Raw genomic sequence first — 26,072 nt, 5'->3', positions numbered from 1 at the left:
ACTTCGGGTACCGCTCCATCCTCGGCCCCCGACGACCACCGGCCGGCGGCACCAGTGAGGGGTGCCCCCACGGTGCCGGTCAAGCAGCAGTAGGAACCAGACGACCTGCCCCCAAAGCCTTGAACAGGTTCTGAGTCAACGCGTGGAACGTGAATTCCGCTGTCGCACGGCGTTGTCCACGACTGGTGAATCGACGGAAACCCAAATTGTGTTTGGCATGCCCGAACGGTGTCTCAGCAATATGACTCCGTTGCCGGTACAGCGCGGCACCCTCAACCGTGGCCAACCGGTGAGCCATCTGTTCAACCGGGGTGGCATCGGAGGGAGGTGACCCAACAGTTGGCTGGTCACGGGCGGTGCGATTGAGCTCGCGTGACTTTCCCGTCGCGATCAGCCGGTCAGGACCCCCAGCAGTCAACGCTTCCTCGGACAGATACCCGGCATCGGCAAGAATGACACCAATACCGTTGGCGTCGGCCCCTTCTGGTCGTGCCGCATCGATCACCTGGGCAGCCGCAACAGCCCGTTTACTCATACCGACGAACATCGCACCATCAGACGGATTGTTGGAAACCTCGACCGCGATGATCACACCATCCGAACTCGTCACGGCCTGACAGTTGTAACCCTGAATCCACCCACCCCCACGCATCGGCATCGACCGCGACTGCGGGTCGGTCATATTACGTTGCGGCCCATCCAATTTGGCGCCAGTGTCGGATGCTGCAGCGGCGACGGCCTGCTCGGCGCGTGTGATCGCCGCATCGAGTCGGGCACGGGCTTGTACGACCGTCACGGCTTCATCGATCGGTTTCGGCGGACGTCCTACCCGGCCTTGATACCAGCGGTCGATCCGTTCCTGCTGGATCGTTGCGACCCGCGCATACGAGCTCTCCCGCACGCGAACCTCGGAGCGGGCCCGTTCAATCGGATCTACTGCGGGTTTGGGCATCTGGGCGAGGGCATCAGCGATCCGTTGTGCCCGGATGCTGGGTTCGGCCAACTCGGCCGGTAGTTGGTCACCAGAACCACTGTCACCGTCTGTGGTGTCTTCGTCGGCATCGGTGTCTGCGTGTTCGGCGGCGGCGCGGGCGGCTTCGGCGGCCAGTGCTTTACGCAGGCCGGCTTCGGTGCGGTTGGCTCCCAACGAGGCGTTCGAGGCGATCTTGACACCGTCGAGGGCCACCACCCCCAACTCGACCATCCCAACCCGTGCACACAACATCAAGACCTGGGTGAACAGGTCCTCGACCACCTCGGCGCACTCGGCGCGGAACCTTGAGATCGTCACGTGGTCGGGGACGTCACCAGCACAAATGATGCGGTAGGTGATATCGCGGTGACACAACCGTTCCAGTTTCCGGGAGGATCGTTGGCCTTGGGCCCATCCCCAGATCAGCAACGTCAACAACATGTCGGGGTGATAACCGGCCCGGCCCACACCACCGACGGATCGGCGGGCATGCAGTTTCTTGGTATCGAGTCCGGCGACCGCATCGATGACCAGCCACACCGGATCGTCAGCGGGTAACCATTCCCGCATGCTCGGCGGCAACAGATACTGTTGATCACGGTCGACTGGTCGATATCCCTTGGCCACCAACCCATTATCGTCTACAACACCCCAAGAATGGGTGTGCGACAGGCGCCAAAACCTGGCCACCCCATTTTGCAACAGCCCCCTAACGACTCGGTCCCGGCTCAACCACCAAATACACTGACCCAGTAGTCAACTGACTATTGATGATCGAACCGGTACCCAACGTCGACCCCCTACGATGATTGATCCGAGACCGAGCGAAGCGAGGACTCGAGTCGAAATCTCCGCCGGCCGTCGTCGTCGACGCGACCAGCAGAGATCCCGACAAATCCGGTCGAGGACCGATCAGTAGACCATCACCCGGACGTTCTCGGCGACGCATGCGGGCTTGTCGACGCCCTCGATCTCGACGGTGTTGCGCACCACCATGGTCACCCCCTTGGGGGTTTCCTCGATCTCGGTGATCACGGCATTGGCGCGAATCCGCGAGCCCACCGGGACGGGGTTGGGGAAACGCACCTTGTTCATGCCGTAGTTGATGACGAGTTTGGGTCCCTCGACGGTGAAGATCGAGCCGGCGAGCACCGGGAGCAGGGACAGCGTCAGGAAGCCGTGGGCGATCGGCGCCCCGAACGGGCCGCTCTTGGCACGCTCCGGGTCGACGTGGATCCACTGGTGGTCACCGGTGGCGTCGGCGAAGGCGTTGACGCGGTCCTGGGTGATCTCGAGCCACTCACCGGAACCGAGATCCTCGCCGATGACCGCCTTGAGTGATTCGACACTGCTGAACGTACGCGGAGTGATGGTCGTCATAGTCGCCGTAGTCTACCGTGGCCCCATGACGACGCCTCGGATCCCTCCCGGTGGCCTCCGCGAACTCGGTCCGATCAACTGGGCCTTCGCGACGGTGGCGGCCAAGGCCATCGGTGTGCAGAACGCCCACATCTTCAGCACACTCGGCCGCAGCCGCGGCCTCTTCCGCGCCTGGCTGTACTTCTCGGCCCGGCAGATGCCCTTCGGCACGCTGTCGCGCAAGGACTCCGAGATGGTCATCATCCGGGTCGCACACCTGCGGGGGTCGGAGTACGAGCTCGATCATCATCGTCGGCTCGGCAAACGTGCCGGGCTGTCCGGCGACGAGATCGAACGCATCCTGGCCGGCCCCGACGCCGGTTGGGGCGACCGTGAGCGGGCGATCCTGCGGGCGGTCGACGAACTGGTCGCCGACAAGGACATCTCCGAGCTCGCCTGGGCCGCGCTCCGCCGGCATCTCGACGAGCGCCACACGATCGCCTTTGTCCTCCTGGTCGGTCAGTACGACTCACTCGCCACCACCCTGCACACCCTGCGCGTGCAGCCCGACACCCGGGTCTGAACCGTGTCGACGCCGGCGTCGAGGCTGATGGGCAATCCGCTGTTCTCGCGGATCTATCAGGACATCTGGCGCCCGGTGTTCACCCGCGCGTTCAGTCACGGCAGCACCGAGACCGCCGACTACGACAAGGCGTTGCGCGCCTATCTGTCCCGGCCGGGTGAGCGGCTGGTGCTCGACGTCGCGTGCGGCCCCGGCAACTACACCGGCCAGATCGCCGACGGTCTCACCGGTGACGGCCGGGTGATCGGTGTGGACTTCTCGTCGGCGATGCTGCGCACCGCACTGGCCACCAACCGCTCACCCCGCGCGGCCTACCTCCGGGCCGATGCGCATGTACTCCCGTTCCCCGACAACACCTTCGACCAGACGCTCTGTCTCGCGGCGCTGTACCTGATCCCCGATCCGCTGCCGGTACTCGACGAGATGGTCCGCGTCGCCGCACCGGGCGCCGAGATCGTCGTGTTCACCTCGGCGGCCGGTCCGGTGTCGTCGATCCCCGGCGTCGGGTTGTTCGCCCGGATCGGCGGTTTCCGCATCTTCGGTGTCGACGAGATCATCGATCGACTGCACCGCAACGGTGTTCGCCATGTCGAGCAGTCCCTGATCGGCGAGGGGCAGTACGTGCTGGGTAGCAAACCCGACTGACCGCCCGGTCCGGCCGCGGCCTACAGCTCGTAGCTCACCCCGGTGAGTTTTTCTGCGGTCCCCCAGAGTTTTTCACCCAGGACCGGGTCGGTGGCCTTCTCGGTCAGCACCTCTTGTGCGGGCGGACCGCTGAACCCGAAGACGCCGTGCGGACCGTAGTACTGGCCGCCGAGGACGGCCGGGTCGGTGGCGGCGCGCAGCGTGACGGCCGCACCGTCGGGGGCCTCCATGATGAAGGTCCGGCGAATCCAGCGCAGCGACGGCGTGGTGAACAGCCAGCCGAGGACCGCCTGATCGCGCATCACCCCGGACTGGGTGGCACCGGGATGGGCGGCAACCGAGATCGGGGATCGGCCCGGCCGTCGCTCGAGCCGGCGCTGCAGTTCGACGGCGAAGACCAGTTCGGCCAGCTTGGCCCTCGAATAGGCACGCGCGGTGGAGAACCCGCGTTCCATGGTGAGGTCGTCGAAGTCGATCACCCCGGCCTTGTACACCTTGGACCCGACGGTCACGATGCGACCGGCCTCGGCCGCGGTCAGCAACGGGAGCAGTCGGCCGGTCAGCGCGAAGTGCCCGAGGAAGTTGGTCCCGAAGTCCATCTCGAAGCCGTCGGCGGTGAGTTCACGGCGCTGGCGCATCAGTCCCGCGTTGTTGATCAGCAGGTCGATGGAGGGATGTTCGGCGAGCAGTTCGTCGGCGCACTCACGGACCGACGACAGATCCGACAGATCCAGTCGCACGATCTCCAGCTGGGCGCCGGTGACGGTGGCGGCGATGTCGTCGCGGGCGCGGGCCGCGGCGTCGGGGTTGCGGCATGCCAGGACGACCCGCGCACCCAGGCCGGCGAGCTGGCGGGCGGTCTCGAGACCGATCCCGGAGTTGGCCCCGGTGACGACGGCGACCCGTCCGCGTTGCGACGGCGCGTCGGCCGGTGTCCAGCGCTGCTTCGGCATGTGGCGAGCTCCTATGGGCGATTCGTCGCATCTTGGTACCACATCGGCGGCGGCCGACCGCCCGGAGTCGGTACATGGTGGCGATCACGCGGGCACACTGGTCAGGTGCTCCGACCGCCGCATCCCCGCCTGCACCGGTGGATGTCGGCGATGCTCGGGGCTCTGGTGGTCGTGGCGGGCTGCGCGTCGGCACCGCCGGTGCAGCCCGACATCCGACCGTCGGTCGATCCACCCCGGGCCGCGCACACCGAGGTCGTCCCGATCCGTCCCGTGCACACCCGATCCGCCGACACGGCCACCGGGGTCACCGTCGAACATCTGCGATATCCGGTTCCCGGCGGGCACCCCGATCCGCACCAGAACTGGATGGATCTCTATCTCCCCGACCTCACCCCGCCGCCCGGCCCGTCGACGCGACCGGTTCGTTTCCCCCTGGTGATCCTGCTGCACGGCGGCGGCTGGCAGTCCCGGATCGGGGCATCCACCTTCTCCGGTTTCTCCCGCATCCTCGCCGAGCGTGGGCTCGCCGTCCTCAACGTCGAGTACCGGCGGGTCGGCAAGGGCGGCGGCTGGCCGACCACGTTCACCGACGTCGGCGCCGCGATGGACCACGTGCCCGCCGTCGCGGCCCGGTACCGGCAGGTCGACGCCTCGCATGCGGTGGTGGTCGGGCACTCGGCGGGCGCGCAGCTGGCCGTGTGGGCAGCCACACGAGCCCACCTCGCCCCGGGCGAGGTGGGCTCCGGTCCACGGTTCCGTCCATCCCGGGTGTTCTCCCTGGCCGGGCCGTTGGACCTGCGGCGTGCGGTGGCCCTCGGCGACCATGCGGTGATCCGGGTGCTGGGCGGCACCCCCGGCCAGGTGCCGTCCCGCTATGCGTCGGTCGACCCCATCGAGAACATCGACCCGACCATCCCGATCGTGGTCGTCACCGGCACCCGGGACCAGGTGGTGCGTCCGGAGCTGGCCGAACGCTACGTGGCCGCCGACCAGGCGGTCGGCGGCCACGCACGTCTCGTTCTGCTTGCCGGACAGACACATTCATCGATCGTTGACCCGCGGTCGTCGACCTTCGGGGTCCTCGTCGACGAGATCGTCCAGGCGGCCGGTACCCCGGCCGGCTGACCGGATCCCGGGCTCAGACCCCCACCGGACGCGGGGCGGAACTGAACTGTCCGGCCGGGGCGAATCGGGCCAGCACGTCGTCGGCGGGTTCACCGGCGACGGCGGTGATGAATCCGACGACGTCGTCGCGAGTCTTCAACGACAGCAACGGATTCGGGTCGGACAACAGCCCGAACAGCGCCGACGCGACGTCGGTGTTGACCGCTGCGGCCGGGAACGACAGTTCCAGGTGGGTCGCGTAGTCGGGGTCGCCCAGGTACAGACGGGTCACCTCGGTGGACGCCAGTCCACGGCGCTCCCAGTGCTTTTCGAACTCCTCGGCCAGCCAGTCGGCGCCAAAGCCGGCGTTCGGGTCGGCGGCGAGACGGTCACGGGCGGCGGCGACCAGTTCGGCGATCTGGACCAGCGTGTTCTGTGCACCTTGGCCGGCGACCGGGTCGACCGAGATCGCGGTGTCGCCGATCGCGCCGACGACATGCCCGCCCGCGGTCTGCCCGACGGCCTTGCGGACGGTCGGGGTGACCGCACCGGTGAGCCAGGCGTACGGGTCGGACTCGATCACCTGCAGCGCCGAGATCACCGGGGCGTCGTGCGGGAAGAACCCCTCGAAGATGTCCACCACGGCCTGCCGCGCCGAGTGCACGTCGACGACGCCGTCGATCAGCGGCGCCCAGGCGCCGTCCGGCTTGGCGAAGACGATGATCGACCAGGTGGCGCCGGCGTCCTTGTGCAGGAACGGTCCGACGAAGATCTCACCGTTGTCGCTGTCGAGGTTGAACAGTGCATGCCCGCCGCCCTCGCGGGAGCGGTAGGCGAAGGTGTCGGGACCGTGGTCGACGCCCTCGAGGGTCACCTGCAGCAGACGTCGCTGCGGGGCGTCGTACTTGGTGCGCTCGGCGTCCACCTCGAACACCCCCGACAGCCCGCCCTTGCCGGTGGCCACCAGGGTGAGATCGTGCTCGGCGGCGATCCGGTCGAGGGCTGCGACGTCGACGTGGCCCACCTCGAAGCGGCCCCCACGGTCGAGGAACCGGCCGAGCCGGTCGTCGGCGCGCAGCCGCAGATCCACCGCCTGCGCCACATAGCCGTAGTCGGGGTTGAAGGCGAGCACGTCGGCACGCTCGTCGCCCTCCCCGGCGTGCAGGCGCACGCTGATCCCGGTGGTGTTGCCGACCTCGTAGAGGTCTTCGATGATCTGCGCATCCCATTCGCGGGACGCCCCGAACAGCACACCCACCCCGGTGGGCGGCACCTTGTCGCGCAGCGATGCACGGTCACGGTCGCTGTAGAGGGTGACGTCGAATCCGGCGTCGGCGAAGCCCAGTGCCGCGCTCGTCCCGGCCAGTCCCGCCCCCACGATGGCGACCGTCTTCTTGGCATTCGCAGTGGTGTCACTGCCTGTGATCTCAGTCATGCGGGCCAGCGTGCCGGGTCCCTGTCGACCGCGACAGGATTACGTTCATGGCAATCGGATCGGCGACGGCGCCGATACCGGCCGGTCAGCGCCTGACACGGATTGACAGATCCGTCCCAGCAAGCGCTCAGGTGGCGCTGTTAGGCTGACCAGATCACGGATTGATCACGGGGTTGAGTGGGTCGTTGCGGCTCCGGCCTGTACCGAGCCATTCGAGAGACGGAGTATGTCGACAGTTCTATCGCGCGCGACCGACGCCGGCGCGCAGCACACCGACGAGCAGGACAAGGGCCGGTCGAAGTCCACCGGACGCGCCCGCAAGGCCTACCTCCACCATCTCGACCTGATCCGGGCCACCACCTTCTCCCTGGTGATCTTCGTCCACTGCCTCACCCAGACCACCGACGAGTGGGACAGCGTCGGGGTCAACAGCACGTCACTGTTGTTGCACTTCACCCGCAACACGTTCTTCGCACTCAGCGGCTTCGTGCTCATGTACCAGAACTTCGACAAGTCCGACTTCTCGGCGTGGTCGTTCTGGCGCCGCCGGATCAAGCTGGTCATCTTCCCGTATCTGGCCTGGTCACTGATCTACTGGGTGATCGAGGACATGTGGGCGCACGGCCGGCTGACCGAGGTGCCGTCGAGTCTCGACGAGTTCGGCAAACTCGCGATGTGGGGCCTGTCCGGGTTCCAGATGTACTTCCTGTTCGTGATGCTGCAGATCTATCTGCTGTTCCCGCTGGTGCTGTGGCTGGTCCGGGCCACCGCCGGCCATCACCGGCTGCTCATGGCGGTGAGCGTGGTGGCGCAGTTCGCGATCTTCGTCACCATCACGCACTGGCAGCCCCCGGCCGGATTCGCCGAGTACTGGTGGCACTACTACGCCACCTTCGTGCCGTATCAGTTCTTCATCCTGTTCGGCGCCGTCGCCGCGGTGCATCGCGAGGAGATCACCGCCTGGCTGTCGGGCAAGTTCTGGTGGCTGGCGACCGCACTCGTGGGCACCGGCGCGCTGGCGGTCGGGACGTATCTGTGGCGGGTGTGGAGCGACGGCCAGCGGCCGATCTACGCCGCGGCCGCCTTCCAGCCGACGCTGCTGCCGTTCCTGGTGGTCGCGGTGACCTGTCTGTACGCGGCGGCCCTGTACTGGGCGCAGAACTGGCGCGACTTCACGCCCCGGTTCGCCCGCGCGGTGGCCTTCGCCTCCAACCGGTCGTTCGGGGTGTTCCTGGTCCACGTCCTGGTGCTGTTCTTCATCCTCTATCCCAAGACCGACGGCCAGCCGACGATCCTGGCCGCCCTCGGACAGCCGTGGGGCACGATCACGGTCTACCTCGCCACCCTGGCCGGGTCGTTGCTGCTCGTGGAGATCCTGCGGCATCTGCCCGGGTCGCTGTATCTGACCGGACGGCCACGCCTGCCGATCGACGCCGGACGCCGCGTGCGTCAGTGGCGTCGGGGCCGGACCGAACGTGCCGAGCAGACCGAACGGGGCGAGCGGATCTCCGCCTGACGCCGACACCGATCCGCTTCTCGCGGACGCTGTCCGACTCCGTGAACGGGATCGGAACCAGGCCGACCCGTCACGGCTCCCCGGGACACGATTCCTGATCGTCGTCGGCGACATCCGTCGCCGACCAGTGGACTCCATCTGTTCTTGTCGATCGACAACTGCTATCTGTTTGGCACCACTGCAGCATTCGATGTTCAGTACCTGTTGTGCCCCGCCGGATGTCTTCACGAGATCGCGAGATCCCGCTGCTCGTCGATCTCCGCAGGCTTCATCACTTCGTCGCCGCGGTCGAGGCTCCCACCCTGAGGGTGGCAGCGGCCGAGCTGTCGATGACGCAGCAGGGACTGTCGTCATCCCTGCGCCGGCTCGAGACCGATCTCGGCGTCGAGCTCTTCACCCGCTCCGGGCGCTCACTCCAGATGAACCAGGCCGGCCGCGTCCTGTACCACCGTGCATCGGCACTCCTCGCCGGCGGCCGACTGACCGTCGACGCGCTACATTCGGCGACTCATGCGGCCACAGTCCCTTTCGTGATCGGACACACCTCGGAGGTCTCCGGAGAAGAGGCGTACGGGCACATCGGCCCGGCGTCGGCACGCATGCCCCTTCAGCGGTTCAAGGTCATCCGAATTCACCCCGACCAGGTCCGCGACGAACTTCGTTCCGGTTCCCTCGATCTCGCACTGCAGCGGGCGGTCGACGCCACATCCGATCTCGAATCCACTGTGGTCGGACACCACACCCTGCGCGTGGTGGTCTCCGTCGGCCATCCGCTCGCGACTCGGAAGGTCGTGGACACCACTGATCTGGCGGAATTCCCGCTGATCGTCTCGGAGCCCGACCACACGTCGCGCCACACCGACTTCCTGGTGTCGTGGTGCCGCCGGCAGGGCTTCGAACCGACGCTGCTCATGAACCCGATCGACGGATTCCCGCTGAGCGCCGCTGTCGCTGCCGACACCACCGCATGCGCCTTCGTCACAGAACCGCCCGGCCACACCTTCGGTGGGCGCGTCCTGGTACTCGATCTTCGGCAGGCACCACAGATCCCACTGCATGCCGTCTGGTCGGGCGACACCACGTCACCGGTTCGACGTGCATTCCTCGGCGCCTGACCCGACCCCCGTCGTATCGACAACGATCTGTTTCGCCGTGACCACTCTTCCGTGATTCATCCGTCTCGAATCGAGGTGATCGAAGCCCCCATTCGTCAGCGACATGCATGGCCCGAGGTCCACGGGCACCGCACTGGGCCTGTCGCTCACATCATCGGTTGATATTCGTCAAACACCGCTTGTTGGCGCGTCCGGTGGAATCGATGTTTAGTACGTCGTGCGCATGAATTGACGACCACAAAGAACGCTGACAACGAGTGTCGTCACACTACGCGGGCGAAGACCGACCAGATTCTGAACAGGAGGAGCAAGGGTGACGGATCAGCCGTCCGAGCGAACCGAATGGGGCGGACCTGCACCACGTTTCCTCGATCTACGCAGAGTCCATCAGTTCGTCACCGCCGTGGAGGCACCCAATCTCCGAATTGCGGCAACACAACTGTTCATGACCCAGCAAGGGCTCTCCGCATCACTACGACAGCTCGAATCCGATCTCGGGGTCGATCTCTTCTCCCGATCGGGTCGAACACTTTTGCCAAATCACGCGGGCCGCGAACTGTACCGTCGTGCCCCGGCACTTCTCGCCGGCGGTCAGCAGACCGTCGAAGCGGTGCACCGCGCGATCGAGGAAACGCCCCGACCGTTCGTGATCGGCCATACACCCGCGGTATCCGGTGAAGAGGTCTACCAGCTCATCGAGCCACTCCTGTCGCAGATGTCGGCCCAGCCGTTCAAGGTCACCCAGGTCTATCCCGATCGAATTCGGGATGAACTCCACTCGGGTGCCATCGATGTCGCGCTCCGACGGGCGATCGATCACTCACTCGACCTCGAATCCACGGTCGCCACCTACCACACACTTCGTCTCGCGGTGTCGGTGCATCATCCACTCGCCCACCGAAAGGTCGTGGTCACCGCAGACCTCGCCGACTACCCCATCATCGTCTGGGGTCCCGAAAACCAGTCGTTCTACACCGATTTCGTGGTGTCGCTGTGCCACCGAGAGGGCTTCGAGCCTTCGCTGCTCGTCAACCCCATCCAGGGAACACCGCCGAGTACCGCCGTCGCCACAAGCGATTCCGCATGTGCCTTCGTGACCGACCCGGCCGGCGATGTCTTCGGCGGGCGGGTCCGGGTGATCGAGTTCCAGGACGCACCCAAGATCCCACTCCAGGCAATATGGCTCCCGCACGGATCCCCCTCACCGGTTCGCGATGCGCTGTTCGGCAAGTGATCACGTGGCCCGCAGACGAGATCTTCCCCGACGTCATCGTGTTTCCGGAGCTGTCGTGGCCATCGCGATAGCCACGGTGATACCCGCCGTGGCCCGTCAGAAGTCAGATCGTCGGCCTCCGACTGTCGAGGCACCCGATCCGTTCGGACCGCTGATCCGACCGATCAAAGATCCCCCGCCACAATGACGCAACAATGAGCAATCCACAATACACAAGCAGTTCTTGTGTGACCGCAACAATTGATGGTGACCCTGGCGCGATCCCGCGTGCCGCAGTATTCTTTTCGGTCGCCCGACCCGAGTCCGACAAGGTATTCGCGCTGGAATTCACCGACGGCGCGTTGCGCTCGCAACTCACCCCCGATGGGGAGTATGTATGGACTACGTTGCCGACGACATGCCGGAACCCCCTCCGAGGAATCTGACCCGATGACATATTCCGAGAGTTCGGAAAGACTCGAATCCGAGCTGACAAGCCCGCTGACCGTGGCGACATTCCGACGTGCGGTCGACATGCTGGCCACGCAGGCGGCGACGTGCCCGGTGCAGGATCTCGGCGGTGTGATCCGGCGAGGTCTCGACACCCCGGCGATTTCTGCGGTGCTCGATCATCACCTCGGGGACGCCGATGGTCGGGAGCAGTTCACCGCCGACCTGATCCACTCGGCAATGACCTTTCGCCCCAACGGGTTGTCATCGGCGCGTGACGTTCCCGCCCTGCTGAAGGTCCGCCTCCTGTCGACCCTCGATGCGGTGTGGTGGGCGGGTACCCGTCCCTTCCGGACCGACATCGAGGTCACCACCGATGCCGGACTGATCGATCTGCGCCAGGCCAGGTCACGTGGCGAGCTTCGGTTCGACTTCCGCACACAGGTTTTCGACCTCCCACGACGTGGAGTCCGTGCGCTCGATCGACGACTGCGCCCCCGGCACTCGCCAAGGACGATCGGCATGCGGCTGCCGTACGGCCGTCCGGAGGTGATCGCTGTGCTCAACGCGATCGCCGACGACCTCGCACACCGCGCCCCGAATGCCCCGCGTCCGTGGGTCAACAGCCTGGTCCGCAGCGTCGCCTACCAGGACGAGATGCGAGGCTCCGGCTACACCGCCGCATCCGGCAGCGCGCATTGCCTCGGATGGGCTGCCGACATCGAGATGGACTGGATGACCCGACTCGGCTTCGGTGACGCTCTCGCCGCGGTTCTCCTCGATCGTGCCGATGCGGCGGAGATCAATGTCATCGACGAGGGACAGGCGTGGCACATCTGCCTCAACCCCCGGATGAGAAGAACGGTGAAAGGCGAACCATGTGCGGAATAGCGATGATCGTCGGCGTCGGGTGGGAGGAGCGCACTCTCGACGCGATGATCTCTTCGATCGAGTCACGCGGCACCGTCACCGAACGCTGGACACGGCACGATCTCGCAGCGGCCACCCGCCGACTCCCCATCGTCGACCGCGAGCATGCCATCCAACCGTGGCGATTCGGTCCGAACAAGCGTTACACGTTGTGCTACAACGGCGAGATCTACAATCCTGACGAGATCAGAGCCGAGCTCGCCGAGCACGGCCACACTCCGACGACCGAGTCCGACACCGAACTCGTCGCCCTGAGCCTGATCACGTGGACCGACGACGCGGTCATGCACCTCTCCGGAGAGTTCGCCTTCGCCGCAGAACTCAACGGGTCGGTCTACGTCGCACGCGATCGGCTGGGCGTGAAGCCTCTCTACTACGCGATCGCCGACGGCTTGGTCTCGGTGGCATCCGAGATCAAGGCGCTCGTCACCATCGACGCACCGATCATGGAGGTTCCGCCCGGACACCACGGCTGGATATCGGCCGAGAACGGCGCCTCGCTACGCCGCTACTACGATCTCGACGAGGCGCTCCACACCGCCGGCGGTCACGAGTTCACTTCCGTCGACGAGGCCGTCGGCGCTGTCCGCTCCGCGGTGACGTCCGCAGTGCACTCGCGTGTCCGGACCGACCTGCCGATCGCCATCATCCTCTCCGGCGGTCTCGATTCCTCGATCGTGGCATCCCTTGCTGCCCAGCAACACTCCACATGTGTGGCCTACACGATCGGAACCCCCGACAGCCCCGACATCGACCATGCCACCCGCCTCGCCCGCGACATCGGCATCCCGCACCGGGTGATCGAGGTGCGACCGTCCGACATCGGTCGGTCCGCGGTGATGGATGCGGTCCGGTTCTCCGAGCTCACCGAGTACGGCGACATCATCAACGCGGTGATCTCGGCAGTGCTGTTCACCGCCATCGCCGAGGACGGGATCCGGATCGCCGTCGGCGGCGACTGTTCCGACGAGCTGTTCGGCGGTTACCCGATGTATCAGACCATTCCGGAAGACCAACGGCGGGATCTGTTCCTGCACAAACTCCACGGACTGTCACGCACCGAACTACAGCGAGTCGACCGGGCGAGCATGTCCGCCACGGTGGAGGCACGGGTACCGTTCCTCGACGAGCGTGTGGTCGAGACCGCCCTCCGCCTGCCCATGTCGATGAAGACGCGAGATGGGCAGGAAAAGTGGGTGCTGCGTCGTGCATTCGACGACGCGCTGCCCGACTACGTGATCAACCGCCCCAAGCACGGGTTGTCGTACTCGTCGGGCCTCCACGATCGCATTCGCCTCTTCAAGCCATGGATCGCAGCCGAATACCGGCGCTGTGGATATGGCGCCCATGGACCGCTGCGCCGTGACTTCGATGCGGCACTGGCCGTGTCGGGCAACGACCTCCGGCAGGCGCTGGCCGACGACATGCTGCTGGACGACCACACGTTCTTCGAAAAGGGCAAGGATCTTGTCGGAGCATTGCGGTGGAACCTCGCTCGCCGAGTGGCCAAGAAGGTGTAGCCGGGAGTTCGCGATCCGCGACCGCCGGATTCTCGCCCTCTCCGGGGTCGATATCGAGGTGAACCACACCCACCCGTCGAGGTGCAATAGCCACGGAAACACAAGTAATTGTGAATCGACGCAACGTTCTTGTACACAACAAGATCACCTGCCACCTCGCGAATCGTCGCCGATCTCATCATCGTTCCGCCTCTACCATGACCTCATGACGACCGCTGACACCTCCGACGCCGCGGAGTCGACATCGCCTGCACCAGTGCAGCTCTGGAACTTCCCTCGGCGTCGACTCACGGCGGATTCTCGATGGAGCCGCACCATTCGTTCGGAATCGACGAACCGATGAACGCCCTTCTCGACGCCTCCATCACCGACGGCTGGATTCTCTGGACACTCACCGCCCTCGCGATCGTCGCCGTGATCTGGCTCGTCGTATCACGCTCGTGGATGGATTCCCTGGTGACCGCTGCGATATCGCTCGCCGTCGCACTCGGGAGCACCCTGCTCATCAGGTGGTATGTGAACTCCATCTGGAAGCCGTTCGCCGATCCGATCCCCGATCAGGTCTATGTCTGGATCTCGGTGGCGATCTTCGGCCTCGTCGCGGCCATTCGCCGACTGACCATCGGCACCGGTGTCACGGTGCGGGTACTCAGTGTGCTGACCGCTGCAGTGGTGGCGCTGGCGGTGGCCGCCCACGTCAACCGTCATTTCGGCGAATATCCCACGCTCCGTGTCGCGCTCGACCTCCGGGACTACCCCACCGTGGATCTCGCGGACATCGCACACACCTCCACGGTGCCGCTCGACCAGTGGCGCAAGCCCTCCGACCTACCCACCGGTGGAAGCGTCGGCGAGGCCGAGATACCAGGCGCGACCTCGCATTTCGATGCCAGACCCGCAAAGGTCTATCTGCCTCCCGCATACTTCGCCCAGCCGCGTCCGATCCTGCCGGTCCTCGTCCTGCTCGCCGGTCAGCCGGGAGCGCCCGTGGACTGGCTCACCGGCGGACAACTGGTCCAGACGATGGATGCGTATGCGGCCAGCCACAACGGGCTGACGCCGGTGGTGATCATGGCTGACGCCACGGGGTCGGAACTGGCGAACCCACTCTGCATGGATTCGGCATTGGGGAATGTGGCCACCTATCTCACCACCGACGTCGCGGCCTGGGCAGCCCGGGCACTGCAGGTCGACTCGGACCGCACCCGATGGGCCGTCGGTGGCCTCTCTTACGGCGGTACGTGCGCACTGCAGCTGACCACCAACTTCCCCCTCATGTATCCCACCTTCATCGACATGTCCGGCCAGATCGAGCCCACACTCGGCAGCCGCCAGGAGACCGTTGCCGCGGCATTCCACGGCGATTCCGCGCGGTTCGCGGCCGTCAATCCAGCCGACATCCTTCGTCGCGAGCGATTCCCCGGGGTGGCGGGTGCCTTTGTGGTGGGGGCCGACGACCACGAGTACCGGACAGGACTGGAATCCATCTTCTCGCTCGCGAAGTCTGCCGGCATGGACGTCCGTTTCTCCACCGTTCCCGGAGGACACTCGTTCACCGTGTGGTCACGCGGCCTTCGCGCCCAGTTGCCCTGGCTCGGAGCCAGATTGGGACTCGACCGACAAGGATGACTCCGACGATGAGCACTCCACCGTGGCGCGGCCTCCGACGATGGCATCTCTGCCTCGTGATGATCGCCGTCGCCCTCACCGCGTGCGCCTCACCCGCACCGGGCCCAGAAGGCCCGTCCCCCGACCGGACGTCCCTGTCACCTCACGCATCCCTGTCACCTCACGCGACTCCCAAGCGCTATGTGGCCTTGGGGAGTTCCTACGCGTCCGGGCCAGAAGGCAGCCTCACCGATCGGCGGTGCGGGAGGTCGGACGACAACTATCCGCACCAGGTCGCCGGCTTGCTGAGGATGAATCTGGTGGATGTGAGCTGTTCGGGCGCGACCACCACCGACATCCTGCAGCGGGCACAACCGGGTGCGGCCGACGCGCCACAGATCGATGCCGTGACCGTCGACACCGCGCTCGTCACCCTGACCGTGGGAGGAAACAACATCGACTACATGCGACGGGCAATGGCCTGGAGTTGCGCCGCCGCGGGCGCCGTCCCCAACACCAGGAGATGCGATCCACTGGCGCCGCCGCTCCCCACCGCCGACGACCTCGAGGCACTGTCGGACTCGTTGACCCGGGTCGTCACCGAGATCTCCGACCGCGCACCGAATGCGACGGTCGTCGTGGTCGACTACCCACCGCTGGCGATTCGTGGCGACTTCGGCTGCGCTGCATTGCCTCTGACCTACGAGCAGATCGCCGAGGTCTCGGTGGTACTCGACCACATCACCGAAGCACTCGCCGACGCGGCATCACAGGTCGACGCCCACGTGGTCGAGGCCTCTCGGGCGGGTCGCGCGCACGGGGTGTGTTCGCCACAGCCGTGGCTGTACGGATATCACGGCCCGTCCCCGTACCACCAGAACCCCGAGGGTAAGTCGGCCATCGCCCGATTGGTCGCCGAGACCGTGGGCCGGGCCGGCTGAGCCGACGGCGGCGGCCACGGGCGTCGTTCGTTCCGCCTGAGCTCATGTCTGACGACGACTGCTCCTCATGACCAACGAAAGGTATTGCGGTGACACAGATCTTGATCATCGGCCTACTGTCGGGGATCGGATGGACGCTCGTGGCGGGCGCGCTGGACGCGCATCGCATCTCGCCGGCGGTGATCATGCTGGCCACAGGGATCGTGGCCGGGCTGCTGTACCGGCCGGACATGAGCGAACTCCTCGACAGTTCGGCAGTCGAGCGTGGTGTCGAGATCATCCTCGCGCTCTTGCTGTTCGTCGACGCGACCGAGGTCCGCGGGGGCTTTCTCGGCCATGACCGCGGGGCCGCGCTCCGTCTGCTCTTCATCGCGCTGCCCTTGTCGGTCGGTGGCGCGGTGATCCTCGGGCTCTTCTTGCTCCCGACGAACTCCGTCGCCGTGCTGGTGCTCATCGCCTGCGCGGTGATGCCCACCGACTTGTCCCCGGCGGGCCATCTGCTTCGGTCCCGGGTACTTCCCCAACGTGTGCGCCATCTGCTGAATGTCGAGAGCGGATACAACGACGGCATCGTCGCGCCGATATTCGTGTTCGGCCTCACCCTCGCCCTCGCCCAGGATGACGAGGCCTCCCTTCTCGAGTCGATCGGCGAGGCCCTCGCCGCCACCGGTGTGGCCGTCGCGGTCGGCCTCGTCTGCGGCGCGGTCACCGCGGTGTCGACGAATGCCGCACTGCGCCGGGGACTCACCGACAACCGTGCCCTCGGTATGACGGTGGTGATGGCCGCAGTCCTCGCCTATGCAGCAGCAACGGTGTTCCACGGCAACGGCTTCGTCGCAGCATTCGTCTGCGGCCTCGCGTATCAGGCGACGCAATCGCGACGACGTCAGACTGCCGGACTCGTGCTCGTCGAGGACATCGCGACGCTCGCCAACATCGTCGTCTGGCTCATGTTCGGTGTCGCGGTGTGCTACCTGTTCGAGATCGGATGGCCCGGATTCGGTATCCCGCTGCTCGCGATCGCCGCACTCACCGTGCTCCGGATCGTACCGGTCACCCTGTCCCTGACCCGCTCTCGATTCAACTTCCGAGAGCGACTGATGGTCGCCGCGATCGGTCCCCGCGGAACGGCCTCGATCGTCTTCGGTCTGCTCGCCTGGACCAAGCTCGCCGATTCCGATATCGACGACGCCTCCGTCGCCCTGTACACCGTGGTCACCACCGTGTTGTTCAGCGTCGTGGCCTACGGCCTCACCGCGTGGTGGTTGGGCCGAGTCGAAAAGTCCTCCCCGACTCCGAGATCCTCCGACCTGGAATGAGTTCCACGATGATCCATACGTTCTCCGACACCATCGTCGCCACCGGCCGACTACCGCTGTTCATGATGATGGTCGCCTTCGCTCTCACGTTCTTGTTCATCCGGTTCAGTACCCGGATGATCCGCGCCGAGGTGCGCTGGTGGCCCGGCAACATCACCACCGGAACTGTCCACATCCACCATGTCGTGTTCGGGCTCATCGCTATGCTGGTGTCCGGCTTCGGCTTCATCGCCGTGGCCAGCTATCACACCCCGGTTCTCAACTGCGTCTTCGCGTCGGGATTCGGGATCGGCTCGGCGCTGGTCCTCGACGAGTTCGCACTCGTCCTGCACCTGCGCGATGTCTACTGGTCGGCTGAAGGTCGCACCAGCATCGACGCGATCTTCGTCGCCTTCGCGATCACCGTGATGTTCGTGTTGGGCATTCATCCGATCGGCCTGGACGGCAACGACTTCAGCAGCTCTGACGGCGATAGTCGATGGTTCGGCATCACGATCGGCATCGTCGTACTGGCGATCCAATACTCGTTGGCCGTCGTCACGCTACTCAAGGGCAAGATCTGGACAGGTCTGCTGGGGATGTTCTTCGTCCCCTTGCTGATCGTCGGGAGTGTGCGCCTGGCGCGCCCCGACTCACCGTGGGCCCGGCGCCGCTACGTCCACCGACCGTCGGCGATGGAGCGCTCACGACATCGAGAAGCCCGTTACCGAAAGCCGGTGGAACAGATGAAGGTTCGGGTCCAGGAGGCGCTTGCCGGACGATTCGACGGATAGTCCGGCCCTCCCGTACCGATTCTCACGTATCGAGCACGGGCCGGCGCAGCAGCGTCGCCGGAGCCGCTGGGCCGCGCCGGACCCGGAACCCCACCACGACGACGGTCACGACGATCACCACGTACACGAGGGCAAGAACAACCGGGATGGCGACGTTGTCCCACACTCCGTGGAGTATCACCGCGCCGATCACCGCGCCCGCGAAGGCCAGCCACCCCCGAGTGGACCGCTGCGTGAGGGCGTAGGCGAGGGCGGCTCCGGTCACCGCAACCCACATCGGATGCAGCGCAAAACCGATCCAGGTTCGGGCGAGGGCCGTCGACACCGCATCCCCACCATTGGTGTCCGCTCCCGTGATGTAACCGATGTTCTCGACGACCTCGAACGATGCTCCGATGACAAAGCCGATGACGAAACCACCCGCCGGGGTGACCACGATCGCGCTGTACCCCAACACGACCAGTACTCCGACGACTTTGGTGAGTTCCTCGCTGAACGGCGCGATCAGCGTTCCCGTGCCCAGGCTGTTGAGGTTCCCGGCGATCCCGGCCGCGATGAGACCGCCCCAGATCACCGCGGAGACGATGTCGATGCGGGTGCGGGGAAACCGGTCGACCGGCATGAGGAAACGTACGATCAGAGCGAAGATCGCGATCTCGATCAGTGCGGCGATCAGCGCGACCCCACCGGCGCCGGGATCGTCGACGATGTCTGTCATCTCGCCGATGCCGAAAAACAGGAGCCCGAGTGCCGCCGCGATGAGAAAGGCCCAGTCGTACCACTTCCGGGGCCGATACGGGCGGGGGCCGGGGTGGTGCGCCCCATCCCGACCGGGCATCGGAGACTGCTGGTTCGTCGACATACGACTCCCTCCTACGGTGGGCGACATCGTGTGCGACATTCGGCGAATCCCCTTGTGGTGACGCAACGTTGACGCTAGGACATCTGAGTGCGGGTCCGCAAGCAGGTCACTCGACACGATTATCTGAGGGCCCACACGGCGTGGTTGTATCCCGAGCATCACCGTCGGATCGTCGACTATCATCGCGGCGACCTCCCCACACCCATCGACGATGCCGCAAAGTAGGTAGAGCAATGTGCGCTACGCGCCGGACCGGTCGAGAAGTGGTCGTGGCGACGCCTGACAGCGGCAATCGCTCGCAACTGAGCGGGCGGACATTCACCGCCGTCGACCTCGTCGCGACCGCATTGTTCGGTTTCGAGGGGGCTGCCGCAGCCGCCCAGACCGATCTCGACATCCTCGGAATCCTCGTCGTGGGGTTCATCGTCGGCCTCGGTGGCGGAATCCTGCGCGACGTCCTGCTCGGCTTTCTGCCACCGGCATCTCTGAGGTCCTCGTCGCGCGTCGTCGCCGCACTCACCGGCGCCACGGTCGCATTCGTGCTCGTCGGACTGGCCGACGCCGTCCCGGCGACGGCCCTCGCGCTGTGCGACGCGGCCGCCTTGGCATTCGTCGCGATCGCCGGCGCGGAGAAGGCGTTCGGCATGGGGTGCAGCATCGTGGTGACAACCGTGATCGGCGGCATCAGCGCCACAGGCGGAGGAATCATCCGTGATGTCCTACTCGGGAGGACACCCTATGTCTTGTCCCAGAGCGTTTATGGCACAGCGGCGTTGGCGGGTGCATTGGTCGTCGCGGTGACCCTCACGTACCTCGGGCGGCCGGCGGTGGCCCTGTGGTGCGGCTTCGTGGCCACATTCGGATTACGCACTCTCGCAGTGCTCCTCGACTGGCAGGTTCCACACCTGACGTGACGGCCAGGCCGACGACAGATGCGGCGTTGCCTGTCCCCACCACCGTCCCACCCACAGCGGCATCCCATCCACAGCGCCGACCCACCCACAGCGACATCCCACCCACGGCGCCGACAGGGGACGACAAGCAATGCTTGTCGATTGTCAGAAGAGTTGTGGGAGCATCCGATTGCCACCGGGCCCGTCGTCGAGTTAGCGTGGAAAGCGCTTCACCAAGGGGGATGCGCCGGATGGGGTGCCTTCGATACGTTCGATTCGTATGTCCTCCACTGAATTTCCACCCGCTGGGCCGTGGTGGTACGTCGTGGGCCCGTCACGAACAGATTGGGCATACCCCGTGCAGAACACCACTGTCGACCGACTCGATGCAGTCGGTCGACAGGCGTGGGCACCACACAACTTCGTGCGCTCCGCAGGTGGCGTCACGTGGGTGACACTCTTCATCATCGCGGCGACGATCACCATCATGGTCACGCGCGCCTACCTCGACATCACCGGATACCCGCAGATCGGTAGCGGGTCACTGCATATCGCGCACGCGCTGTACGGCGGAGCGCTGATGACCGTCGCCCTGACCATCCAATGGCTGTTCATCGGATTCCGTGTCCGCACCACCAGCGTGATCATCGGCGGCATCGGTTTCGGGTTGTTCGTCGACGAGGTCGGCAAATTCGTGACGAAGACCAACGACTACTTCTATCACCCCAGCGCCGACATCATCTACATCACCGTTCTCGTGATCATTCTCGGCGGAAACATCGTCCGTATCGCACGCCGGCCGACCCCGCACGAATCCCTCGCCAACGCGGCGATGATCGCCGCGCAGGGCGTGACCAGCGGACTCACTCCGCGACGGCGCGCGGATGCCGAGAATCTCCTGCAGACAGCACACGCCAAGGGAGTCGATCCACGGTCGGTGCAGGCCGTCACCGACATGCTCGCAGTATGCGAATCCGCACCCGATCGCGTCCATGCGGTCACCCGTCGACTCCGCGCGCACACACCGACCCTGGTGCGCTCTCCGGTGTGGACGACGATCTTCGGGTGGCTGATGGTCGCCGTATCGCTCCACGTCGCCGTGACGTCGGCGCTCGACATCCCCTGGCGCCCTTCGGAAGTCCTGTTCGGGATCACAGACGACACCGCGGGACTCGTCCATGTGTCGAATCTGACCTATGTGGTTCTCGGTGCGACGACCTTCGTGGTGTCGGGATTCGCGATGATCGCGCGGCGACGCTCACGGCGCCGACCACCACAAGCCGAATGGCCCTTGCGGCTCCTCCGGACGGCGGCGATCGCATTCACACTGATCGGCGGTGTCACCGACTTCGCACAATTCGGCTTCGCCGCACTGGCGAGCATCGCGATGGGCATCGTGACCATCGCAGTGATCTCCGATGAACTCGGCGGCCTTCGCGCCGCCGAGAACGCCGAGGCCAGAGCCGCCGAGGCCAGAGCCGCCGAGGCCAGACTCTGACCGCAGGTGAACCGCATCGGGACGGCTCGCGCCATCCCGAATGACCAGTGGCCGAACGACTAGTGACCGCCGCCGTCGCGGCTCATCGCCAGACGTGCGAGCTGCCCCGGGGTCGCGTCGGGAAGATATGCGCGCGAGATCGCCACGCCGATACGCGGCAGATCGCCTTCATCGCGGTAGGCGAGGTACACGCCCTCATAGCGCGGGCCGAACTTCTTCTTGAACGCATGGAGAGACCGGAACCCGTAGAACGGCTCCATCGCCGCGCCCAGCATGTCGAGCAGTCTGTCGGTCGCGGTGCGGTCACCGGAATCGTCCGACGACGCCAATGGCGCGCCGGACAGGGAGGCGAACTGGGCGCCCTCGCCCTTGAACTCCATGAACGCCGAACCCAGGAGGAACTCGATGACCGGGCCGAAACCGTCGGTGCGGCGTCGCATCACATCCAGAGTCCATCCGCGAATGGTGTTCTCGGGGCCGTAGACCGGGAGCCACGACAGCACACCGTGGATGCTTCCGTCGGCGTCGACGGCCAGCGAGACCCGGACCTCCGGATCCAGGGCCTCATCGACCCCACCCAGGGTGAATCCCATCTCGGGCAGCCCCTTGTCGCCGACCCATTCCTCGGAGATCGCCTGGACCTGCGCCCGCACCGCGAAGGACTCGTCGGCCAGATGGGTGAGGCGATGGGTGATCTGCTCCTTCTTCGCCTTGTTGAGCGCCGATCGCACATGCTGCCAGCTCTTGCCCTTGTACTGCAGGTCCGGCAGGTCGACGATCGAGTCCTCGGCTATCTGAACTGTGCGCCAGCCCATCTCGCGTGCGATCGACGCGGTCTGGGTACCGATGGAGAACCAGCAGGGCACCAGGCCGCTGCTTTCGGCGAACCGGGTGAATGCCCGCGTGGTCTCCGCGACCTGGTCTGGTGCACACACCGGATCCGCCAGAGCGAGAAGGACACCCGCGCGCCGCTGATAGGTGACCACGGAACTCGGGGCGCCGGGGGCGTCGAACAGATACTGGTTGTTGTCCCAGGTCGTCATCCACGACATGGTCCCGCCGCCGTAGGTGTGCAGGAGTTGCTTGACCGCATCGACCCCGGGACCGTCGGAGATACGGCTGCGGCCACGGACGGTGAAGGCGAACCGCCCACTGACGAGGATGCCCACCTCTGCGAGCCACAACAGCGAGGTGCCCAGCGTGACAACGCCTTCGGGCGCATAGTCGGCGACCGCCGCCAGGGTCACCGCGAGCACGACGGCGACGACGTTGAGTGAACCGAAGACCACCGTCACCCACCACGCCCATCGGCGCCCACGCCGCAATGCCATGGCGACGACCGCGATCACCGCGACGTGAACCCACATGGCCCAGACGGACGAGTCGCCGGAATCGGTGGGCCCGAGCGGGCCCGACCCGGGGAAGAACCACACGAGAATCGAAGAGCCGGCAATCACGATCAGACCGGCGAAGCTCAGCAGTCGGACCTCGCGGCGGGTTCGCGGAGCGAATCCGCGTTCGCCGGTACTGAACAATCGCTCGCCGGCCACCAACATGATCGCGAAGGCAACGAGGTGACTCACATCGGCGAAGGTGCCCTCGAACAGAATCGACAGCGATACGTACGCAGTGAGCACAAGCCGTGCTCGCAGCCGCCACGGTGAGCGGAGCGTGGCCGTGGCCGCGGTAGCCGCGGCGACCACGGCAGTGGTCATGCCGACGTCGCGCACCGTCGCCAGATGCGTCGGCCAGCCCCAACCGATCCCGCCGATGACGTCCGCGCTCAATCCCCAGGCGAACAGGCACGTCACCAGAATCCCGGCGAGCTGACCGACGATCATCACGATGAGTGTGCGGACGCTGCCGAGACGCCACTCCGCCCACGACCCCACGATCAGCAGAAGCACGACGATGCTCACCAGCTGAGCCGGCGTCAGCCCGAACAGCATGCCGCTCAACGGAGTCCACCATCGGCCCTCACGCAGAGCCGGGACGCCGTAGGCGATGTCGGTGAACCAGCTCTTGCCCTCGGTGCCGGCCCACAACGTTCCGGTGATGAGCCCGACGACGAGGAGGACCCCACTCAGGGTGATCGCCACCGGCGCGTGCGCCGCGATGTCGCGAGCGTGGCGTCCGAGCCGGGACAGCGACTGTGCGACGGCGCCGGATCGGAATGTCTCGTCGGCGTCGGTCACCGACGCCCGTGTCGCGACACGGCCCGCATCTCCCGGCGTGTCACCCTCGGCCACTCCTGAAACTTCGGTCATGGAAATCGATATTAATTCATCATTTGCCGAGATCGATCTCCACAAACAGTGACAACACCGGGTTGTGAACCCTACACATACTGTTGAGCAAATGGCCTTGCCGAGAATTGTCGACACATCGTAGGCTGACTATCACCCGTTCAGGGTCGAGGGGGATGCGCCGGTTGGGGTGCCTTCGATACGTTCGATTCGTATGTCCTCCACCAACCTGGTTCCATTGACAGAGACCTGATTTCGTCAACCCGACGCAATGGTCGACCCAACTCGATGGTCCACTCAACTCAATGACGGCCAGGGCCACCATGGGGGTGTCGAACAGATAGATATCCGCCATCCCCCGATACGACAATCGATCACCTCGGATAATCGACGAATTCATCGCCGACAAAGGAGCTCATTCTGTTGAACGTGGAGGAGATTCGTCGAGGCTTTCTCGATCTCGTCGCAGCCCGTGGCCACAAGATCGTGGATCGGGCACCACTCGTGCTCCGAGACGACTCGACGACCCTCTTCACCGGCAGCGGGATGCAGCCCCTGGTGCCCTACCTGCTCGGCGCCGATCATCCGCAGGGAGACGTCCTCGCCGACGTCCAGCCCTGCCTGCGTTCACAGGACATCGACGAGGTCGGCGACAACCGTCACACCACGTTCTTCGAGATGCTCGGCAACTGGAGCCTCGGCGGATACTTCAAGGACGAGCAGATCCGCATGCTCTGGGAGTTCCTCGTCGAGATCGTCGGCCTCGATCCGAACCGACTCTACGTGAGCGTCTACTCCGGCGACGAGGCGCTCGGCATTCCCCGGGACACCGACAGCGCCGACATCTGGACCGAATTGTTCACCGCTGCAGGGGTTTCAGCCGACCGCATCGTGCTCGACACCGAACAACGCGGTGACGACGAGGGTCATCACGGAGCCCACATCTGCTTCTACCGCGACAAGAACTGGTGGTCACGCGGAGGCGGCCCGGACACGATGCCCATCGGCGATCCCGGCGGCCCCGATACCGAGGTGTTCTACTACTTCCCCCAGGTCGAGCACGACACCGCGTTCGGGCGCCACAGCCACCCGAACTCCGACGGCGGACAGTTCCTGGAGATCGGCAACTCGGTGTTCATGCAGTTCACCCGCACGGAATCCGGTTTGCGCGAACTCGGCAGGCGCAACGTCGATTTCGGCGGTGGTCTGGAGCGCATCGCCGCAGCCTCCATCGACAGCCCCGATGTCTATCGGGTGTCCACGCTGTGGCCTCTGATCGAGAGGTTGGAGACCCTCTCCGGTCGGACCTACGACGAGAACACGCATGCCATGCGGATCATCGCCGACCACATCCGAGGCGCGGTGTTTGTCATCGGCGACGGGGTGAAACCGGCCGGCAAGGAGCACGGCTACGTGCTGCGGCGCTTGATCCGCCGCGCGATCCGGTTTGCCCACGGACTCGAACTGCCCGACTCCGCGATCGGTGAGGTCGCGCGCGTCGTCATCGACATCTACGCCGACGCGTACCCGGACATCGCCGCGGCCGGCGACGACATCCTCGCGACCCTGGCCAAGGAGGAACGCTCCTTCCGACGCACCCTGGGAAAGGGCCTGCGGGAGTTGCGGCGTCTGGGCAAGGAGAACCGCCCGCTCACCGGCGAGGACTTCTACATCCTCTACGACCGGTACGGATTCCCCGTCGAGCTGGCCGTCGAAGAGGCCTTCGCACGCGGTCTGACCGTCACCGACAACTGGCGCACCGAGTTCGACGAATGCACCCTGCAACAGCGCGAGCGCTCCCAGGCCGGGAGCAAGCTCGGCGTCAGCTGACGGGCCTTCCACTCGTACTTTCACAGTGTTGGTACGCAATGCCGTCGACGACGGCAACTTTCGCTCCCCATCGTCGGCTGAGGCCTGTCACCACAACGGCGGCAGCCGTGGTCGTCCCGCCGACGAACTCATCGGCCGGACGGTCGTGATCGATTCGCAGTACTCGGTGGGCTCGCGCCGGCGGACTCCGCAGGCGCATCGTCGGCGGAGCAACCGCCTGCGTCGAGCGCTCCCGCGGGCAGGGCGAAAGTGAGATGCATTCATCCCATCGGTGATGCCGCCGGAATCCGAGTGGTCGCCCATCGC

Annotated in this window: 21 protein-coding genes and 1 pseudogene; 16 read left to right on the top strand and 6 right to left on the bottom strand. The window is 65.6% G+C overall.

Going from position 1 to position 26,072, the window contains the following annotated elements:
* Positions 1 to 79 precede the first annotated feature (79 nt).
* Entirely contained in the window at positions 80 to 1,675 is a 1,596-nt protein-coding gene (locus tag Q9K23_RS16330; protein ID WP_305950203.1) for a transposase, read from the bottom strand.
* A 210-nt stretch (positions 1,676 to 1,885) separates the two neighbouring features.
* Complete coding sequence (locus Q9K23_RS16325) at positions 1,886 to 2,353, bottom strand: MaoC family dehydratase (RefSeq protein ID WP_020794062.1); 468 nt, start codon at positions 2,351 to 2,353, stop codon at positions 1,886 to 1,888.
* Between the two features lie 25 nt (positions 2,354 to 2,378).
* On the opposite strand from Q9K23_RS16325, the gene Q9K23_RS16320 reads away from it, so the two are divergent.
* Positions 2,379 to 2,915 (top strand): carboxymuconolactone decarboxylase family protein, encoded by a 537-nt coding sequence (locus Q9K23_RS16320; RefSeq protein ID WP_020794060.1) that lies wholly within the window; start codon positions 2,379 to 2,381, stop codon positions 2,913 to 2,915.
* A 3-nt stretch (positions 2,916 to 2,918) separates the two neighbouring features.
* Positions 2,919 to 3,560, top strand: coding sequence for a methyltransferase domain-containing protein (locus Q9K23_RS16315; protein ID WP_020794059.1), 642 nt, complete (start codon positions 2,919 to 2,921; stop codon positions 3,558 to 3,560).
* Between the two features lie 20 nt (positions 3,561 to 3,580).
* Here the strand turns inward: Q9K23_RS16315 and Q9K23_RS16310 are convergent, their stop codons facing one another.
* Positions 3,581 to 4,513, bottom strand: a complete 933-nt coding sequence (locus Q9K23_RS16310) for an oxidoreductase (RefSeq protein ID WP_053776687.1) — start codon at positions 4,511 to 4,513, stop codon at positions 3,581 to 3,583.
* Between the two features lie 105 nt (positions 4,514 to 4,618).
* Here Q9K23_RS16310 and Q9K23_RS16305 point away from each other — a divergent pair, with 105 nt between their 5' ends.
* Positions 4,619 to 5,638 carry an alpha/beta hydrolase gene (locus tag Q9K23_RS16305; RefSeq protein ID WP_053776688.1) on the top strand — a complete coding sequence of 340 codons (1,020 nt, stop codon included), beginning with the start codon at positions 4,619 to 4,621 and terminating at the stop codon, positions 5,636 to 5,638.
* Positions 5,639 to 5,651: 13 nt separating this feature from the next.
* On the opposite strand, the gene Q9K23_RS16300 is transcribed toward Q9K23_RS16305, so the two are convergent.
* Complete coding sequence (locus Q9K23_RS16300; RefSeq protein WP_020791188.1) at positions 5,652 to 7,052, bottom strand: styrene monooxygenase/indole monooxygenase family protein; 1,401 nt, start codon at positions 7,050 to 7,052, stop codon at positions 5,652 to 5,654.
* Positions 7,053 to 7,278: 226 nt separating this feature from the next.
* On the opposite strand from Q9K23_RS16300, the gene Q9K23_RS16295 reads away from it, so the two are divergent.
* From Q9K23_RS16295 to Q9K23_RS16250, 10 genes and pseudogenes are all read left to right on the top strand, one after another.
* On the top strand, positions 7,279 to 8,568 hold the full coding sequence (locus tag Q9K23_RS16295; protein ID WP_020791187.1) for an acyltransferase: 1,290 nt from the start codon (positions 7,279 to 7,281) through the stop codon (positions 8,566 to 8,568).
* 218 nt (positions 8,569 to 8,786) lie between these two features.
* Positions 8,787 to 9,683, top strand: coding sequence for a LysR family transcriptional regulator (locus Q9K23_RS16290; RefSeq protein WP_020791186.1), 897 nt, complete (start codon positions 8,787 to 8,789; stop codon positions 9,681 to 9,683).
* A gap of 313 nt (positions 9,684 to 9,996) precedes the next feature.
* Positions 9,997 to 10,224 (top strand): annotated as a pseudogene (locus Q9K23_RS16285) (LysR family transcriptional regulator); the annotation flags it as partial.
* Between the two features lie 69 nt (positions 10,225 to 10,293).
* Entirely contained in the window at positions 10,294 to 10,917 is a 624-nt protein-coding gene (locus Q9K23_RS16280) for a LysR substrate-binding domain-containing protein (RefSeq protein WP_305950550.1), read from the top strand.
* A gap of 429 nt (positions 10,918 to 11,346) precedes the next feature.
* Entirely contained in the window at positions 11,347 to 12,237 is an 891-nt protein-coding gene (locus Q9K23_RS16275; protein WP_053776690.1) for a hypothetical protein, read from the top strand.
* A gap of 44 nt (positions 12,238 to 12,281) precedes the next feature.
* Positions 12,282 to 13,796 (top strand): asparagine synthase-related protein, encoded by a 1,515-nt coding sequence (locus Q9K23_RS16270; protein WP_238403473.1) that lies wholly within the window; start codon positions 12,282 to 12,284, stop codon positions 13,794 to 13,796.
* Positions 13,797 to 14,135: 339 nt separating this feature from the next.
* On the top strand, positions 14,136 to 15,425 hold the full coding sequence (locus Q9K23_RS16265; RefSeq protein WP_053776696.1) for an alpha/beta hydrolase-fold protein: 1,290 nt from the start codon (positions 14,136 to 14,138) through the stop codon (positions 15,423 to 15,425).
* 182 nt (positions 15,426 to 15,607) lie between these two features.
* Complete coding sequence (locus Q9K23_RS16260) at positions 15,608 to 16,345, top strand: SGNH/GDSL hydrolase family protein (protein WP_053776692.1); 738 nt, start codon at positions 15,608 to 15,610, stop codon at positions 16,343 to 16,345.
* A gap of 89 nt (positions 16,346 to 16,434) precedes the next feature.
* Positions 16,435 to 17,664 carry a cation:proton antiporter gene (locus tag Q9K23_RS16255; RefSeq protein WP_020791051.1) on the top strand — a complete coding sequence of 410 codons (1,230 nt, stop codon included), beginning with the start codon at positions 16,435 to 16,437 and terminating at the stop codon, positions 17,662 to 17,664.
* Complete coding sequence (locus Q9K23_RS16250; protein WP_020791055.1) at positions 17,661 to 18,437, top strand: hypothetical protein; 777 nt, start codon at positions 17,661 to 17,663, stop codon at positions 18,435 to 18,437. The genes Q9K23_RS16255 and Q9K23_RS16250 overlap by 4 nt, the downstream gene beginning before the upstream one ends.
* Positions 18,438 to 18,459: 22 nt before the next feature.
* Here Q9K23_RS16250 and Q9K23_RS16245 read toward each other — a convergent pair whose 3' ends face one another.
* A complete protein-coding gene (locus Q9K23_RS16245) occupies positions 18,460 to 19,275 on the bottom strand; it encodes a PrsW family glutamic-type intramembrane protease (RefSeq protein ID WP_160319579.1) in 816 nt (271 codons plus the stop codon).
* 293 nt (positions 19,276 to 19,568) lie between these two features.
* Between Q9K23_RS16245 and Q9K23_RS16240 the strand changes: the two genes are divergently transcribed.
* Together Q9K23_RS16240 and Q9K23_RS16235 are read left to right on the top strand one after the other, a co-directional pair.
* Complete coding sequence (locus tag Q9K23_RS16240) at positions 19,569 to 20,213, top strand: TRIC cation channel family protein (RefSeq protein WP_222838365.1); 645 nt, start codon at positions 19,569 to 19,571, stop codon at positions 20,211 to 20,213.
* Between the two features lie 430 nt (positions 20,214 to 20,643).
* A complete protein-coding gene (locus Q9K23_RS16235; RefSeq protein ID WP_152972657.1) occupies positions 20,644 to 21,690 on the top strand; it encodes a hypothetical protein in 1,047 nt (348 codons plus the stop codon).
* Between the two features lie 59 nt (positions 21,691 to 21,749).
* Here Q9K23_RS16235 and Q9K23_RS16230 read toward each other — a convergent pair whose 3' ends face one another.
* Positions 21,750 to 23,957, bottom strand: coding sequence for a DUF2156 domain-containing protein (locus tag Q9K23_RS16230; RefSeq protein WP_082365775.1), 2,208 nt, complete (start codon positions 23,955 to 23,957; stop codon positions 21,750 to 21,752).
* A 408-nt stretch (positions 23,958 to 24,365) separates the two neighbouring features.
* Between Q9K23_RS16230 and Q9K23_RS16225 the strand changes: the two genes are divergently transcribed.
* Positions 24,366 to 25,766, top strand: a complete 1,401-nt coding sequence (locus Q9K23_RS16225; RefSeq protein WP_261977773.1) for an alanine--tRNA ligase-related protein — start codon at positions 24,366 to 24,368, stop codon at positions 25,764 to 25,766.
* Positions 25,767 to 26,072: the final 306 nt, after the last annotated feature.

It is taken from the genome of Gordonia sp. NB41Y (assembly GCF_030718915.1).
GTDB classification, from domain to species: Bacteria; Actinomycetota; Actinomycetes; order Mycobacteriales; family Mycobacteriaceae; genus Gordonia; species Gordonia desulfuricans.
This window is presented reverse-complemented; position numbering and strand designations above follow the sequence as displayed.